General features: G+C 57.8%; 18 protein-coding genes and 2 tRNA genes. 9 read left to right on the top strand and 11 right to left on the bottom strand.

Going from position 1 to position 14408, the window contains the following annotated elements; translation table 11 throughout:
* Nucleotides 1-66: 66 nt before the first annotated feature.
* Both D5400_RS14210 and gloA read right to left on the bottom strand, forming a co-directional pair.
* Nucleotides 67-1308: a D-Ala-D-Ala carboxypeptidase family metallohydrolase gene (locus D5400_RS14210; RefSeq protein WP_126010613.1), complete on the bottom strand. Its 1242-nt coding sequence runs from the start codon at nt 1306-1308 to the stop codon at nt 67-69.
* 190 nt (nt 1309-1498) lie between these two features.
* Nucleotides 1499-1939 (bottom strand): lactoylglutathione lyase, encoded by a 441-nt coding sequence (gene gloA / locus D5400_RS14205; protein WP_126010612.1) that lies wholly within the window; start codon nt 1937-1939, stop codon nt 1499-1501.
* A gap of 187 nt (nt 1940-2126) precedes the next feature.
* On the opposite strand from gloA, the gene D5400_RS14200 reads away from it, so the two are divergent.
* Both D5400_RS14200 and D5400_RS14195 read left to right on the top strand, forming a co-directional pair.
* On the top strand, nt 2127-2705 hold the full coding sequence (locus D5400_RS14200) for a cold-shock protein (protein WP_126010611.1): 579 nt from the start codon (nt 2127-2129) through the stop codon (nt 2703-2705).
* 15 nt (nt 2706-2720) lie between these two features.
* The gene (locus D5400_RS14195) at nt 2721-3227 is read left to right on the top strand and encodes a DUF192 domain-containing protein (RefSeq protein ID WP_126010610.1); all 507 of its coding nucleotides are present in this window, start codon (nt 2721-2723) and stop codon (nt 3225-3227) included.
* A 56-nt stretch (nt 3228-3283) separates the two neighbouring features.
* Here D5400_RS14195 and D5400_RS14190 read toward each other — a convergent pair whose 3' ends face one another.
* The gene (locus tag D5400_RS14190) at nt 3284-4051 is read right to left on the bottom strand and encodes an EAL domain-containing protein (protein WP_164527900.1); all 768 of its coding nucleotides are present in this window, start codon (nt 4049-4051) and stop codon (nt 3284-3286) included.
* A 185-nt stretch (nt 4052-4236) separates the two neighbouring features.
* Between D5400_RS14190 and D5400_RS14185 the strand changes: the two genes are divergently transcribed.
* From D5400_RS14185 to D5400_RS14160, 6 genes are all read left to right on the top strand, one after another.
* Nucleotides 4237-4313, top strand: a tRNA-Pro gene (locus tag D5400_RS14185).
* A gap of 47 nt (nt 4314-4360) precedes the next feature.
* Nucleotides 4361-4666 carry an ETC complex I subunit gene (locus D5400_RS14180; RefSeq protein ID WP_126010608.1) on the top strand — a complete coding sequence of 102 codons (306 nt, stop codon included), beginning with the start codon at nt 4361-4363 and terminating at the stop codon, nt 4664-4666.
* 21 nt (nt 4667-4687) lie between these two features.
* Nucleotides 4688-4764, top strand: a tRNA-Arg gene (locus D5400_RS14175).
* A 190-nt stretch (nt 4765-4954) separates the two neighbouring features.
* Entirely contained in the window at nt 4955-5878 is a 924-nt protein-coding gene (locus D5400_RS14170; protein WP_126010607.1) for an ABC-three component system protein, read from the top strand.
* Nucleotides 5875-6117, top strand: coding sequence for an ABC-three component system middle component 6 (locus D5400_RS14165; RefSeq protein WP_126010606.1), 243 nt, complete (start codon nt 5875-5877; stop codon nt 6115-6117). The genes D5400_RS14170 and D5400_RS14165 overlap by 4 nt, the downstream gene beginning before the upstream one ends.
* On the top strand, nt 6118-7848 hold the full coding sequence (locus D5400_RS14160) for a DUF2326 domain-containing protein (protein WP_126010605.1): 1731 nt from the start codon (nt 6118-6120) through the stop codon (nt 7846-7848).
* A 40-nt stretch (nt 7849-7888) separates the two neighbouring features.
* On the opposite strand, the gene D5400_RS14155 is transcribed toward D5400_RS14160, so the two are convergent.
* From D5400_RS14155 to D5400_RS14130, 6 genes are all read right to left on the bottom strand, one after another.
* On the bottom strand, nt 7889-9262 hold the full coding sequence (locus D5400_RS14155) for a hypothetical protein (RefSeq protein WP_126010604.1): 1374 nt from the start codon (nt 9260-9262) through the stop codon (nt 7889-7891).
* Nucleotides 9263-9308: 46 nt separating this feature from the next.
* A complete protein-coding gene (locus tag D5400_RS14150) occupies nt 9309-10469 on the bottom strand; it encodes a hypothetical protein (RefSeq protein ID WP_126010603.1) in 1161 nt (386 codons plus the stop codon).
* Between the two features lie 141 nt (nt 10470-10610).
* Nucleotides 10611-11717: a hypothetical protein gene (locus D5400_RS14145; RefSeq protein ID WP_126010602.1), complete on the bottom strand. Its 1107-nt coding sequence runs from the start codon at nt 11715-11717 to the stop codon at nt 10611-10613.
* A complete protein-coding gene (locus tag D5400_RS14140; protein ID WP_126010601.1) occupies nt 11710-11979 on the bottom strand; it encodes a hypothetical protein in 270 nt (89 codons plus the stop codon). The genes D5400_RS14145 and D5400_RS14140 overlap by 8 nt, the downstream gene beginning before the upstream one ends.
* Nucleotides 11980-11988: 9 nt before the next feature.
* The gene (locus D5400_RS14135) at nt 11989-12276 is read right to left on the bottom strand and encodes a hypothetical protein (protein ID WP_126010600.1); all 288 of its coding nucleotides are present in this window, start codon (nt 12274-12276) and stop codon (nt 11989-11991) included.
* Nucleotides 12273-12851 carry a hypothetical protein gene (locus tag D5400_RS14130; protein WP_126010599.1) on the bottom strand — a complete coding sequence of 193 codons (579 nt, stop codon included), beginning with the start codon at nt 12849-12851 and terminating at the stop codon, nt 12273-12275. The genes D5400_RS14135 and D5400_RS14130 overlap by 4 nt, the downstream gene beginning before the upstream one ends.
* Nucleotides 12852-13192: 341 nt before the next feature.
* Between D5400_RS14130 and D5400_RS14125 the strand changes: the two genes are divergently transcribed.
* Nucleotides 13193-13756, top strand: a complete 564-nt coding sequence (locus D5400_RS14125; RefSeq protein WP_126010598.1) for a hypothetical protein — start codon at nt 13193-13195, stop codon at nt 13754-13756.
* Here the strand turns inward: D5400_RS14125 and D5400_RS14120 are convergent.
* Nucleotides 13753-14037 (bottom strand): hypothetical protein, encoded by a 285-nt coding sequence (locus D5400_RS14120; protein ID WP_126010597.1) that lies wholly within the window; start codon nt 14035-14037, stop codon nt 13753-13755. The genes D5400_RS14125 and D5400_RS14120 overlap by 4 nt on opposite strands.
* Entirely contained in the window at nt 14034-14225 is a 192-nt protein-coding gene (locus tag D5400_RS14115) for a hypothetical protein (RefSeq protein WP_126010596.1), read from the bottom strand. Before D5400_RS14115 ends, D5400_RS14120 begins: the two co-directional genes overlap by 4 nt.
* Nucleotides 14226-14408: the final 183 nt, after the last annotated feature.

Genomic DNA, 14408 nt, shown 5'->3' with positions numbered 1-14408 from the left:
AAATGACAGAAGAATGTGGTTTTTTGAGTCGGTGTTTTGTCAAGCCCAAACAAGGGCTTGCATGCATCAGCTGCGACGGCGGCAGCGCCAGTTCCAGTCGCGCTTCGAGCCGATATCCACATGCACAGAATCGGTGTGGCAGTAGGTGCCCACGCCGCCGCGCCCGGGCAGGCTGCGGGCGAACTCCGCGATGTCCCACTTGCTCACGCCCGGCACCTGAATGTCGGCCGCTTCGCAATACATGTGCCGCGATTCCATCGCGCCGCCGACCTTGCGATTATAGGCACGATCGCGGAAGCCGGAGGTGACGAGAACAGGCCGGCCGAAATGGGCTTCGATACGCTTCAGGGTCTGAACCAGTTGAGGCTTGAGGCAGGCGACGTCGACGCGCTCGTGTTGCGTCCGCAACCGGCCGCCGGCAAGTCCGGCGATGCCGGCTGCAGAGGCAAGCCGAACCGTGCCGTTGTCGTCGGAATAGGAATTGTAGTCGAAGCCGTCGCGGTGCTGGAGTTGGTACAGCGATCCGACTTCGCGGACGCCTGGCAGCACCGGTCCATCGGTGTTGGCGACACTCAGACGCGCGCGCGGCGGGCTCGATTCGATGGAAGCCGTGGTGATCTGCGCGGGTGGTGCTTCTTCGGCAAACTCGTCTTCCGGCTCCACCGTCTCGTCTTCGGCAGCGCTAAGATCGATGATCGGCTGTGGTGCGCGATCATTCGACTGCTGAATGACCGGGCGCGGTTCGGCATCATCGCCACCATTGCGCGAAAAGAGGCGGGCGAACGGGGAAGGGCCCCGGTCCGTCTCTTCCGACAAAGCGTTGACGGGCGCGGATGTCGAAGCCTGCTCGGCCGAGGCCACCTGCTGCGGCTCACCGGCGATGGCGGCCCGCGCAGTCGGATCCGCAACCTCTCCCGGCGCCGCGGCAGCGACGGCCTGCTCGGTCTCGGCTTGTGGCTGTGGTGCGACGGCTTCGGATGCGACAGTCTCGGCTTCTGGAACCGGAACGGTCTGCGTCGCAGCAGTCTCTACGGCTGCTTCGGCCTCGGCATCCACTGTGGCGGTATCGACAGAGGCGCCATCACCCGCTACCGTCGCAGCCGCGTTGCTCACCGGCGCATTGGCGCCAGAGGCACCAACGCTGCTCGAAGGTCGGCTGATCGCCGAAGTGGTGATGGATGGATCGCCGTTGAAACCGAGCTGACCATCGTCGGAGACTGCACATGCCGATAGCAATCCGAGAAGGGCGGTGGCCCCCGCCAGTCGCTTCAGAATATGGGCTGTCCGGCTGCGTCTTTCGACCTGCAATACCCCGTCCCCGCTCGTCCCGCTCTCAATATATGGCGAGCGTTTTAAGCAACTCGGCCGATATTGTCCATGCCCCCTGAGATTTCAGGGTCCAAACCGAATCACATGACCTTTCGGCCGATGAAAATCCGTGCGTTGGACATGGGAGAGCGAGACGGTGGAAACGATATTGTGTCGATGTTCGATGCGATTACCAGCTGCCGGTATTCTCCATCGAAGCCCATGGCTCTTGGCGCGGCAAGGCATCGCCTTTCTGTAGCAATTCGATCGAAATGCCATCCGGCGAGCGCACGAAGGCCATGTGCCCGTCGCGGGGCGGGCGGTTGATCGTGATGCCCGCGTTCTTCAGCTTGCTGCAAAGAGCGTAGATGTCGTCGACCACGTAGGCGAGATGACCGAAATTGCGCCCGCCGGTATAATCTTCCGGGTCCCAGTTGTAGGTGAGCTCTACCATCGGTGCGCGCTCGCTCTCGGCCCGCGCCTTGTCCTCGGGAGCCGCCAGGAAGACCAGGGTGAAACGACCCTGTTCGTTTTCCATGCGCCGAATTTCCACAAGGCCCAGCTTGTTGCAGTAAAAGTCGAGTGAGGCGTCCAGATCGCGCACGCGCACCATCGTGTGGAGATAACGCATCGGGGTGTCCTTTCATTTTGGTTCGGTCAGCCCGTAGGTAGGCGCAAGCGTGGCGCACACAATGCCGCCTCGTATCATTGGTCCTGTATTCATGGAAAAGTAACACTTGCGCAGAACGCCCTTTGCGATGCTATTCTGACAGACGAGAATCAAGATTACTTGGCTCGCATGACAAAGGCGGTAGGGGATGGGGGACAGCTCCTCGCATAAGGAATTTCGGCTCGACGACGCGGTCCTTGGCGATCCCGTCGACCTGATGGAGATTTCCGGCACCATCAAATGGTTCGATGTTGCCAAAGGTTTCGGCTTCATCGTGCCTGACAACGGGATGGAAGACGTTCTTCTACATGTCACCTGTCTGCGCCGTGACGGTTACCAGACGGTCATGGAAGGCACGCGCGTGGTATGCGAGATCCAGAAGCGGGATCGGGGCTACCAGGCCTTCCGCGTCCTTTCGATGGATCAGTCTAACCTGCCGCATCCCTCGCAGCTGCCGCCGGCGCGTACCAAGGTTCAAGTGACGCCGACGAGCGGGCTCGAGCGCGCCATCGTCAAATGGTTCAACCGGACCAAGGGCTTCGGGTTCGTCTCGCGCGGCGAGGGCACCGAAGACATTTTCGTGCACATGGAGACTTTGCGTCGCTTCGGTCTTGCCGAACTGCGTCCCGGCCAGATCGTGCTCGTTCGCTTCGGTCCGGGCGGCAAGGGCCTTATGGCTGCCGAAATTCACCCCGACAACGACAGTCCGTTCCCGCAATCGCACTGATCGATCGGAGTGCAGATGATCTTTACCCGCCGCCATCTGGTTGCGAGCGCCGCATCGGCGCTTTTTCTTTTTATCGCAGCACCGCTTCAAGCCCAGGACCAGCAGGGTGAACCCTCGCTGCTGCCGGTCCATGAGGAGCGTCTGGTCATCGAAACCTCCGAAGGCAGCTTCGATTATTCCGTGGAACTGGCCCTCAACGGGCGCGACCGTGCTTCGGGCCTCATGTTCCGCGAGCAGATGGACGATGATCACGGCATGCTCTTCCGCTTCGAGGAGCCACGCCAGATCACCATGTGGATGCGCAACACGCTGATCCCGCTGGACATGATCTTCATCCGCGGCGATGGCACGGTCGCCGGCCATCACGCAGATGCGGTTCCGCTGTCCGAAGCCGTCATCGCCTCGCCCGAGCCGGTGCTGTTCGTGCTTGAGCTCAATGCCGGCAAGGCCGAGGAAATGGGGCTGGCTGAAGGCGATCGCGTCTCCCACCCGATCGTCGCTGAAGCGGCCGGCGCGCAATAGCGCTTGTCGAAAGGGACGTGCCGCCAGGTGCCCGCTGTTTATACGGCGGGCTCGCGTCAGGCGGCGGTCGCGAACAATCCGTCGAGTTCCGCAGTTGCAGCCAGGCTCTCGAAGGTCGGCCGTGCAAGCACATAGCCTTGCACCAGCCGCACGCCAAGGTCGCGCAGGACCTTCAGCTCTCCAGTCGTCTCCACACCTTCGCACAACGGCACAACACCGAGATCGTTCAGCATCGCCAGCGTATGGCGAACGATCGTGCGCTTGACGGGATTGGTGTCGATATCCCGGATCAGCTCCATGTCGAGCTTCACGATGTCGGGCTGGAACTGGGAGAGAAGTGCCAGACCCGCGTGACCGGCGCCGAAATCATCGATGGCCGTCTTGAAGCCCATGTCGCGATAGGTGCGCAGGATATGCAGCACATGCGCGGTATCGAGCCGCTCGTCCTCCGTGAACTCGAAGATGATCCGATCCAGCGGAAAGCCTGTCTTCATCGCGGTAGCCAGCGTCACGCGAATGCAGGCGCGGGGCTCGTAGACGGCATTCGGCATGAAATTGATCGACAGCTTCGTCGGAGCCTGCCGATCGAAAAGCGTGGCCGCGAGCTCGATCGCCTTGACGCGGCACTGCTGGTCGAAGGCGTAGCGGTTGTGGTCCTTGATCTGGCCGAGCACATGACCGGCACCTTCGCCGGAAAGACCCCGGACCAGCGCTTCATGCGCAAACACGTCGCCCGTTGAAATGTCGATGATCGGCTGAAACGCCATGGAGAACGCGACATCGAGGTCGCTTCCGTCGCGACAGCCCGTGCAATTGATTCCCATGAAGGCACCTCTCCCGATCAGCCAGAGCGCATTGATAAGCGGGAGAGCCCTAAAATTTCGTTGCAATTGCATGAAGTAACGTCGTCGAATGTAGATGCGCCGTGGCGCCACCGGCGCGATTTCCAAGCATCGGCAGATTTTCTCCTTGCGCGCCATCCGCCGCAAAGGTAGGGGTCTCGCGTCGGCGGAGCGTAGCGCAGCCTGGTAGCGCATCTGGTTTGGGACCAGAGGGTCGCAGGTTCGAATCCTGCCGCTCCGACCAATCAAACTTTCCGGCGACGAGCAGGTAAGGGGAGACGCTGAGGCATCATGACGGCCAGGATCTACCGCCCCGCAAAGACGGCAATGCAATCCGGCAAGGCCAAGACCCAGGATTGGGTGCTTCGCTATGAGCCTGAAATCCCTCGTTCGATCGACCCGATGATGGGTTATACCTCCTCGCGCGACATGAAGCAGCAGATCAATCTGAGCTTCGACACCCGCGAGGCCGCGATCGACTACGCCGAACGCAACGGCATTGCCTATCGCGTCATCGAGCCGAAAGAGCCGAAGCGTAGCCGGGTCGCCTATTCCGACAACTTCCGCTATGACCGAAAGATGCCTTGGACGCACTGACGCCACCGTCAGCGCCCGCACGGCCCCTTAGCTCAGCTGGATAGAGCACCGGCCTTCTAAGCCGATGGTCGCAGGTTCGAATCCTGCAGGGGTCGCCATTAATACAATATGTTAGCCGGGTCAAAAATCAGACTTCCAACTGTATGATGCTGGAGGTTCCAACTTTAGTGCTGCATCTGTTCCGCGTTGGAACGTTGTGGGTGGCGATAACCGGACCTCGCTTTATAAGTACCGCGTATGTTTTGATCTCTTTCGTTAAAATGCGGGCTGGCTGGGCAAAATGACCACATGAGCGAATTTGATTGGGAGTGGCAAAAGCTTAGAGCGGAATGCGAGCTTAAGGATCTGGAAGGCGACGCCTTTGAAACGCGCTTCCAAGAGATCGCCAAATCTGCCTGGAAGGAGGATTTTACGCCGACTATCCCAATGGGTTCGCGAGGCGATCTGAAATGCGATGGATTTCGTCGATCAACGGGAACAGTCTACCAGTGTTACGGACCCCGTTATGGCCAGGTAGCAGTCGCTGAAGCCCTCAGAAAAATTGACGAGGACTTCAAAGGAGCGAGTGGGCACTGGGGAGATACATTACGGGAGTGGAAATTTGTCGTTAACCTCTTCCGCGATCGAGTTCCATCCGAGATTGTTCGCAGCATTGCAAATTTATCAGAGGTGTTGAAGGTCGCGGCGGGCGCATTTAACCGCTCTGATATCATTGACCTGATCAGGTCGCTTCCGGCGCCTGAACGCGCTGCATTGTACGGTCGCGCGCCACGTACAGTGGACATGGCAAAGATCACTTATGCCAACCTGGGTCGCGCCTTGGCTACGTTGAAGAAAGCGATATCGATCGATCGCATGGAGCCGATACCGATATCAGCTTCATTGGCAAAAAAGGTTCGGTTCAATTTGCTTCCGGATTCAACCCGACATTTTTTGTCCATTGGCCAAGCTGGAGTCCCGAAGGTTAGAAACTATTTGGCTGAGCAAGCTGACCCCGAGGAATCCGAGCGGATGGCGGAGGGATTCAGATCGCGTTATGGCGAATGTGTCGCTGAAGCACTCGAGCCTGAAAAGATATTTGCGGAAATGTTAAGCTTTGCCGGCGGTAACTCTGGCGAGTCGGATCGGGACGCAGCAGCGCTGGCTATAGTGACGCACTTTTTCGTGACCTGTCAGATATTTGAAATACCTCCCGAGGGAGCCCAAGAATGATCCTCCCCACAAAAAACATCACCCCTGACCGGGCCCTGCTAACGCTTGCAGGTAGGATATTCGATGGATTGGGTGTTCCACGAACGATCTCGGGAATTTGGGACGAGTTTAGGTTGCAACAACAGTCCAGTCCGATTGCTTACAGTTGGTTCATTCTGGCCATCGATCTGCTCTATCTTATGCAACTGGTCCAGTTAGGCGACGACGGGCTGCTTCGGCGTAAGCGGGCGGTGCGCTAGATGCTACATCGTCTCTCGTCGGATAGGGCACAATTCAAGACATTAGCGTTTAAGCCAGGGCTCAACATTATTTTGGCTTCGCGGCACGAAGGTTCAGATTCGTCTGCAAAGCGAAGGAGTAGAAACGGTGCTGGTAAATCCAGTGTCTTAGATATTGTTCATTTCCTTCTAGGGGGACAAACCGAAGGAGCGCTCAAATCATCCGTAGTCAAGGACTGGAATTTTACACTGGAACTTGACGTCGGACCTGAGCGACTTGCCGTCACAAGGAGGGCTTCGGATGCAACGCAGGTGGCGATCGCTGGGTCCTCAATCCTTCAATCACGCATCACCAATTCGCTTTGGTGCAAGCACCTAGGAGAGGCTTGGTTTGGCTGGACGGGCAAGAAAGGCGCCGGAGGGACCTCGTATCGACAGCTGATTAGCTTTTTCGCGCGCCGCAAGCGCGATGGTGGGTTGGAAGATCCCATTCGAACATTTCGCTCTCAAACTAGCGCATCGTCTGAGACAACGTTGGCAGAACTGTTCGGCTTAGATACTGAACTTGTGCGTCAGTTGCACTATAGCAAGGCCGCGATCAAAAAACTGAAGACTGCGCAGAGGGCATTGGCGGATCTTGACAAGGCCGCCGCGCCTGGGACGAAACAGGCTGATCTTGAAGCTCAGCTGGAAGCGCAGATTGCAGCGGTAAAACTGGGACGGGATCGCCTGAACACGCGAATCGAATCTTTCAATGTTCTGCCGGCTTTTCGCGAGTTGGAAACAGAGCTGGTCATACTTAACCAACGATTTCGCGACCTTTCTGATGATGACATTCTTGATGCTGAGTCAATCGACGTCAATATAAGATCACTTGAATCGGAGTCGCTATCTGAGCTGCCAGATCTAACGAGACTATTTGCGGAGGCGGAGATAATATTTCCAGATCTTGTTGGAGGTCGATATGCGGAGGTCCGACGCTTTCACGAGCAGCTCGTAGCAAACCGCAAGTCACATCTTCAAACTGAGATTTCATCAGCTCGCCGCAGAATCGACGAGCGTGAACCCCTCAGGGAGGCCGTTGAAGAACGTCGCCGTGACATCACTAAAGCCCTGAGAGCGAGTGGTCCAGCGGATCAGTTGTTACAATTGCGCGACGAACTCTCTGATCGTGAAGGAGAGCTGCGTCAGCTAAAGGGGCGCCTCGAGGATGCAAGAAAACTCGAAGTGAGCATAGAACAGACTGAAGCCGATCTCGATGACGCAATCCGAGCGCTCCGTCAGGACCGACGCGAGCGATCGGCCATTGTCGAACTGGCGAGTACGACCTTTTCGCAAATTTCAGAGAGCCTTTACGAACAGCCGGGCTCACTTGCGATCTCCGCTACAGATGACGGGCTGCGCTTTTTACCGAGTACGCCATTCGACCAGAGCGCGGGCGTAATGAGTATGGAGATATTTTGCTTCGATTTAACGATAGCATTGCTGGCACAGCGTCGAGGAATTGGGCCAGGCTTCTTACTGCACGATAGCCACCTTTTCGAGCCTGTTGATGGTCGGCAATTTGCCAAGTCGTTGCAGATTGCAGCGCAGATTTCAGCGGAAACGGAGATCCAATACATCGCACTGTTAAATTCGGATGAGCTTGATAGGGCTCAACGAGAATCTGGAGCAGATTTCAGCGATTTTGTACTAGAAACCGAACTTTCTGACTTACCTGGTGGAGGGCTATTCGGCGCGCGTTTCGATTAGCTTTGAGATGACAGCATTGCAATTGGAGTCATTGATGACCTTATCTCTGCTGGGACCGTTCTCGCTGTAGTTCTCTGAAGGCTTTGAACAGTGGATGCATATCAAGCAGGCCCATCCCTCGCGCTGAGAAAGGAAGGTGGGCCATCATGCGAGCCGCGCATAGAGCCTCAATCGCCAGTATATCGCCCCACAAATTCCGGATATCGCTGTCGGTCATCGGACGCATCGCGCCGTGTCCCGTCGCATGCCGCGCTTTGTAAGCACCCGCCAACATCTCGACGCTCACTTCGTCAAAAAACTTACGCTCAAGCCATTCGTTCGCGTCGGCTATAAGCCGCAGAAACTTTACTTTTTTCGGTTCACCCCTGATGCCGCTTAAGCGTGATCTTATCCACGCGACATAGTCGTCCAGTCCGCGTTCCTGGGCTTCTAATACAGCGGCTTCGATGACGCCGCTCATTCCTTCTGGCGCGGCAGTTTCAGCTCCTGATGTGCGTTCAAGCAGTTCATACCATCGGCACGCATCGAGCGCCCTTTCCGCAGACACGCTGGTAAGCTTCGTTTGTGCGCGACGCATCAATCCGGCACAGTCCTTCCAAATCTCCTCTTTTTCAAACCAGGCCAATATCACGGCTCGCATGGCGTCACGTTCCACGGGGTCATCCGCGGAGATCGGCGTATGCCTGATTTCTTTCGAGGCGGGGGGGCGGTGCTTATCGAACATGCCAACGGAGAGCACGCGGTGCGAGTAACTCCGCTCTTCCGCTCCGATCAGTCTCATTGAGATGGCTATGCTTTCAACATTTCGCCAACTCAGTAAGGAAAACAGGCTCTCCAGAAACCAGACTTTTTTCAAGCAGTCTGTCGGATCCAATCCTTCGTGAAACTCAATCAAAAAGCCTGGCTCAACCGGGTTCCATTTTCCTCTGATCCGATCCCTATCCAGCGAAAAGGTGAGGCTCAATTTGCCTCCTGGAATGGACATCTCAAATATCGTTCGCTCAGGGGACGAATCTTCTGCTGTCTCAGCAATTGAGGTGGCCTTGTCTTTCGACCACAAGAAATCGCAGTCAGGTTGCAAGCGAAAAAACACTGACCGAGCAAAGTTATCGTCAATCCACGCGGTTTCACCGGCGAGCGCGAGATTTGAGACAACGCGCTGACGGTAAACGAAACCAACATCACCTCGACGCCAAGATGGTATCGAAGGGCTGAAGTCTACATTGTTAAAAAGCGAAACGACCCAACCCTTCGCCGTATGGAGATGGATGACGTCCTCAACCTCTATCGAGGGAGTTTTCTCAAAACTGATAAATTCGACCCAGATGCGATCATCTTCGATGTGAAGAATACCAGATTGTCCGGTTTTCTGCTCCCGACAAGCGATCACGTCGCCAGATTGGATCTCATCCATCAATTTGTCCTAGGCGGTCTCAAGCCGTCTCAGCCCACTGTCTGCTTCAGCGGGCACTCTTTCGTTCGTGAGCCTTGATGGCATCCAACATTGGCTTAAGGCGCTCCATAATCTGCTTATCACGTAAAGGATCGCGTGGCGCCTTGGGCTGGTTCGCGCCTTCCCGCCATCTTGGGATAATCTGGTCATAGGCTTTGGTAATGGCGTTATCCATGTGAACCGGAGGATAGTCAGCGTATGTCATGCTGCCTTGAGACCGTTCCTTCTCAGAAAGGCCATCGTAGTGATCAGCCATCTGACACAGAGCTGCCTTCAAATCGTCTCTCCATATGAAAACTTGGTTATCACGCGCGAAGACGGGGAAGAGTTCCGAGTGAATTTTATCGCCGCTAGCAAAAATTCGCGTGAACGGAAGGTATTTGAAATAGTCGATGTCAATTCGATTGGTAGCGCGTGTTGACACCACGTGATGTGCCACCGCTAGATAGAAGAACAGCTCGAGTTTAGCGATGTATGCGGTGTAGGGGACAAATTCACTCGCCGGCGGCCGCCGTCGTGTTTTCCACTTGGAGACCACTTGCTTGCGCCAAGTATCGGGAATTCCCAATAGTTCCATCCAGAGCAGGAGGTTCGCGTGATTTTGGTTGGGCTTGAAAAGAATGTTATTGACGAGTTCCGAAACAGCAGCAGGGGTAATAATGGTCTTGACGCGGAGGTGCTTGGTCGAGTGAATGACCTTTTCGAGCTGGATATTATTTAAATCCTGACGCCAAACTTTCGAAAAGGCCTCTTCCATACCTTTAAAATCGCCGACGCTCCAACGATCAACTACATGTTGCATCGGTGTTTGATCGACGTAAATGCCGTATCCGCCACGAGGATCCATAATCCGCTGAGCGTTTTCGAGAACAGGACGGCCATCCAATGGGAAGCTCGCCCCATGCAGTTCAGCGGTCAAAAGCCCATGCGCTTCTGCGTTTAGATCGATAAAGGCTGCTTCAATCTTCGACGATAGCATTCGCACATCGCCGATCCCGGTCCCCGTACTTAGTTTTTTCCGGTCAGTTTTATTTAGATCGCCAAGGATCTCGGCGAACAGAATAGGCGGCATGTTTACGCGGAAGTGGTGGAACAGCCACTTTGACTCGCGTCCAGTCAAACTCTGTAGGACCGACTTGTCGATGATGATGGAAAAGTGGTTGGGCAAGACTTGTCCTTGAGGTCCTTAAGGGAACGGCTGTCCATTGACTACAATAGGATCAGGGTAAGTTCTGATGTTACCGGTGTCACTGTCCACGAGATACTCCTCCGGACACGGGAATGCGAAAGCACGGTGTGCAGCCATTTACTAGTTCCCCCTCAAGAGTGAACGACCCTTTCGTCTGGCTGCATCCGCCTGCCGCACTGCTGTCAAATCAACTGGTTGATAAGTCTTGTGCAACGCGTTCGAAGTCGAGATCGTGTTGCCCATCTTGGCCGAAAGGGTAGCGGGATCGGCGCCGCCGATGTTTGCTTCGATCGCCCCAGACCGCCGCATGTCGGCCAATGTCCGACGATCACCTGGAAAGCAGGTTTCCCGGACTACTGCGAAATCATCTGGCATCGTGAAGCGAGAATAGGGCGCGCCTGAACGATTGCGGAGGATGGTGCCGACCTCGGCGGGGTATTTCGCCAAATAGGCATCGAGCAACGCGAGCGTGCGCCGGCCCATGGTGCCGATCACGTCGCGGCCAGACTTTGCACGTGCAAGGTCGAAGTGGCGACTGGCCTTTGCGCCATTTAAATCTGCCATCGTCAGGCGTCTAAGATCCACCGGTGAGAACTGCGTGTCCCAGGCGAGGGCGATTGCGACGGCCATGCCGTGGTAGCCCAACCGCCAGGCGCGCTTGGCAAGCCAGACAGCTTCCCAGTGGCGCCACGATGCCTTCCGGGGCGCGGGCGCGACGTTGCGGATGCCGAGCGATGGATCGTTCTTGCCGCCGCAGATATTGAAGGCCGCGCAGATCCGCCAGAGAGCACGCCAGATCTTGATGGTGCGATGCGCCTCGCGCAGCGACACGTTGTTCATGATCAGGCGCCGAAACTGCGACAGCGTCTCAAGCGAGATTTCGGGGCTCGTCGGCGATAGATCGCCGAACACCGGCTCGATCCTCGCCCATGCCCGTTCCCACTCTTCGCGCGTCCGTGGCTTCTTCGCTGTCCATTCGTCGGTCCGACGGTAGCGGTCGAAGGCATCGCCGATCGAGTTTGCTGGCCACCTCGGCTGTGCGTCCTGCGCGCGGCCCTGCCGGTGGCGCTGCCAGCGCTCGTTCCAGTCCTGGGCGATTTTCCAGGCAGCCGGCCCGTCGGGACCGCAGCGGATGATGGTGAAGCCGGCGGCCTTCATCGTAGGCGTCGGCTGCCAGTAGCCGCGACCCTTCTTCACCGAATAGTAAGGGATCTTGATCTTACCCACCCATTCGCTCCAGCCTGGCTCTCACAAGGCCAGAATCCTGCGCATGGGCCTCGACCGGTGGCAAGCCCCTGCGATGGCGACGCGCACGCCATTCGTCGATCGCGTCCAGATCAAAGTTGCCCGTATCAGGGTCAGAGGGAGGGAAGCCACGCGAGAGTAATCGGGGCAGGAGCTGTTCGAATTGCTCCAGCTCGAGCCCCAGTCGGCGCGCTGCCTTTTCCGGCGGCACATCGCGTGGATCGACCAGAAACCTGATACCCATGTTGGCCTCCTATACAAGCTGGCCGCGCCGGTCGGCGCTGCCGCAAGTAGGGCAGGTGTGGGTGTAGGACTCGGATTTCGCGCCGCCGGCGATGCGCGGCGGCTTGCCGAAGAGGTCGCTCGTGTCGCGATCGTGGCCGGCGGCGCCTGCGGCCGGGATTTTCCGGACGATCCAACCCGCTGCTTTGGCATCGGCGACCATCACGCGGAAGTCTTCCTCAGCGTAGGTGTTGGGATAGGCTGCGGGGCAGTCATCGCAGGTGATCTGCATGCGCTTGTCGTGGCGGGTGATGCTCATGCCGCGCGTCTCCATGCTTCGAATCGGGCTCGCAGATCGCGCCAGCGGGCGGCCGCGGCTTCGTCAGTGTTCAGGTGTTTGCGGCTGGTGATGGAGAGCGCCCAGCGCAGAAGCTCGGCGGCTGCTCCGGCGTTGGGGCAGGGCTTCTCCATCAGCTCGGACAGGAATTGCTGGAAGGCGGCTTCGCTGCACTTCATCGACGCGTCGGCGGCGTAGTTTCGGTGCCGATTGTCGTCTGGCCGCGGCTCGGGTGCCGCGTGCGCGTTCGGGCTGGTATCGCGATGCGCGTGAAGGTCCGCCGGCGGGGTCAATGATTGACCTGCCAATTCAAGCGTGTTGCGATACCAACCAATCTCTCGCTCGAGCCGCTTGATGCGGTCGGCGGCCCGCCTGACGAGTCCGACGAGAAACCATATGTCATCATGGGCACGGGCAAGGAACTCGGCAAGGCCGTGGCCGACGTGCTGGTCTAGAACGGCTATGCGGCCACTCTCGCGGGTCGTTGGATCCACGCCTTCCAAGGACAGGCTGCGGTCTTTCTCGACGACAAGGGTGAGAGCGCAGCCGTCGCCCATGCGGGCTTCGATGGCTCGTAGCCGTCGCGCGTCCGAAGTTTTCCCCTGCACAGTCCGGGTGCTTTGCACTTGATGGTTGCTCAACACCTTTGGAACTCCACCGAATCATGCGCAGATTGGCGGCCCGGAACCGAGTAGGAGCTCGGAGCCGGGCCTAGCATCCCCAGGTGAAGCAACCACGAGGAGACGATCGAAATGGCAAAAACTCCGGGAAACCGCGGCTCTGGCGACAAAGGGGCCAATGTGCCCAAACCGTCCGTCGGCAATAGCGGCGTCAAAAGCGATGTGACGCGCTCCCATGGGAACCAGCCCCCTCCGAAACCAACGAAGAAATGACGAAGATGAGCCAAGCGGTTGATGCTGTACCGGACATGACAGACGAAGCATTCCAGTTGCGACACACAGCGCTGCGAAATGCCAACTATCATCTTGCACGGCGCCGCTGGCTCGAAGGCGTATCCCGCTGTTTCAATCTTCTTGTCATTCTTGGCGGCACGGGAACGGCCGCTGAAGTGGTGCGGGGGAGCGATTTCGGCGCATTGCTTCTCGGTGCCACCATCGCCCTGATCGGCGCGCTGCAGCTCGTGTTCGACTTCTCCGGAAGGGCGCGCCTCCACGAAACTCTGCAACGCCGATACTTCGAGCTCATGGCCGACATCGAATGTGCGTTGGATCCGCAACAGGCCGATTGTGCCAACTGGCGAGCAAAACTCACGCGTATCGCCGGCGATGAGCCGCCTGTGATGCGAGCGCTCGATGCGGTGGCTGATAATCAAGCGACCGGTGCCTTGCTCGGAGCAACAAAGCCTCGGCTGCAAATCTCGCGTTGGGAGCACTTCTCCCGAAACTTTTGCGCGCATGAGAATAAGACCTTCCCCACAAATCGCGATTGGGAAACTGATTAGACGCGGCGCTCCAGCTCGTAGGCGCGCGCGTCCATGATTGTCTGCTGCGTGAGCTGGCCCATCGCGAAGCCGATCGCGAAGATGGCGCCGACAAGGATCGTGACGAGGACGGCGTCGGTGATGCTCTTGGTCTGCATCGCGGCCAGCTGCTTGCCCTCTTCGGTCGGCACGACCATGGGCGGAAGCGCCTCGTCATTGGCCGGGCGGCGAACAGGATGCTCGATGTCGCCGAGGCAGGCGTCGACTAGAGAAAAGCTTGTGCTGGGGAAGCGCGCCTTCATCGCACGACACTCCGCACGGAAGCGCGTCGCGCTATAGCTTTCGCGTCGTTCTCGAAGCGGGCGATCAGCGCGACCGAGCAGTTTTCAAAACCAGCCAGCGTCTCACGAGTCACCGTGATGCCAGAAGCATCAAGCAGCCTCATGCGATCGGCAAGGCGGTGCGTGATGCCCTTCTTGATCGCTGCCATGCAGCGCTTTTGGCCGCACGACTGGCGAGGAGTTCGGCCCTGCGGCTGTGCAGCTGGGCGATACTGATTACGGATCATCGCAGTCTCCTGAAACGAGGAGACCGCGCGGCTTACCTTGGGAGGAGAGCGAGGGGCCGCGCGGCCGTTCCGCAGGGAGGGGAACGGGCGGACAATAATGGGCAA

It is taken from the genome of Georhizobium profundi, from assembly GCF_003952725.1.
Lineage (GTDB): Bacteria > Pseudomonadota > Alphaproteobacteria > Rhizobiales > Rhizobiaceae > Georhizobium > Georhizobium profundi.
The sequence above is the reverse complement of the archived record's forward strand: the minus strand, read 5'-3'. Positions and strand labels throughout refer to the sequence as shown.

Excerpts from the sequence above, each read along its gene's own strand:
- D5400_RS14125 (WP_126010598.1), top strand. The coding sequence starts at position 13,193 with ATGAGCCAAGCGGTTGATGCTGTACCGGACATGACAGACGAAGCATTC.
- D5400_RS14120 (WP_126010597.1), bottom strand. The coding sequence starts at position 14,037 with ATGAAGGCGCGCTTCCCCAGCACAAGCTTTTCTCTAGTCGACGCCTGC.
- gloA (WP_126010612.1), bottom strand. The coding sequence starts at position 1,939 with ATGCGTTATCTCCACACGATGGTGCGCGTGCGCGATCTGGACGCCTCA.
- D5400_RS14180 (WP_126010608.1), top strand. The coding sequence starts at position 4,361 with ATGACGGCCAGGATCTACCGCCCCGCAAAGACGGCAATGCAATCCGGC.
- D5400_RS14135 (WP_126010600.1), bottom strand. The coding sequence starts at position 12,276 with ATGAGCATCACCCGCCACGACAAGCGCATGCAGATCACCTGCGATGAC.
- D5400_RS14165 (WP_126010606.1), top strand. The coding sequence starts at position 5,875 with ATGATCCTCCCCACAAAAAACATCACCCCTGACCGGGCCCTGCTAACG.
- D5400_RS14200 (WP_126010611.1), top strand. The coding sequence starts at position 2,127 with ATGGGGGACAGCTCCTCGCATAAGGAATTTCGGCTCGACGACGCGGTC.
- D5400_RS14140 (WP_126010601.1), bottom strand. The coding sequence starts at position 11,979 with ATGGGTATCAGGTTTCTGGTCGATCCACGCGATGTGCCGCCGGAAAAG.
- D5400_RS14170 (WP_126010607.1), top strand. The coding sequence starts at position 4,955 with ATGAGCGAATTTGATTGGGAGTGGCAAAAGCTTAGAGCGGAATGCGAG.
- D5400_RS14160 (WP_126010605.1), top strand. The coding sequence starts at position 6,118 with ATGCTACATCGTCTCTCGTCGGATAGGGCACAATTCAAGACATTAGCG.
- D5400_RS14195 (WP_126010610.1), top strand. The coding sequence starts at position 2,721 with ATGATCTTTACCCGCCGCCATCTGGTTGCGAGCGCCGCATCGGCGCTT.
- D5400_RS14155 (WP_126010604.1), bottom strand. The coding sequence starts at position 9,262 with ATGGATGAGATCCAATCTGGCGACGTGATCGCTTGTCGGGAGCAGAAA.
- D5400_RS14190 (WP_164527900.1), bottom strand. The coding sequence starts at position 4,051 with ATGGGAATCAATTGCACGGGCTGTCGCGACGGAAGCGACCTCGATGTC.
- D5400_RS14115 (WP_126010596.1), bottom strand. The coding sequence starts at position 14,225 with ATGGCAGCGATCAAGAAGGGCATCACGCACCGCCTTGCCGATCGCATG.
- D5400_RS14130 (WP_126010599.1), bottom strand. The coding sequence starts at position 12,851 with ATGGGCGACGGCTGCGCTCTCACCCTTGTCGTCGAGAAAGACCGCAGC.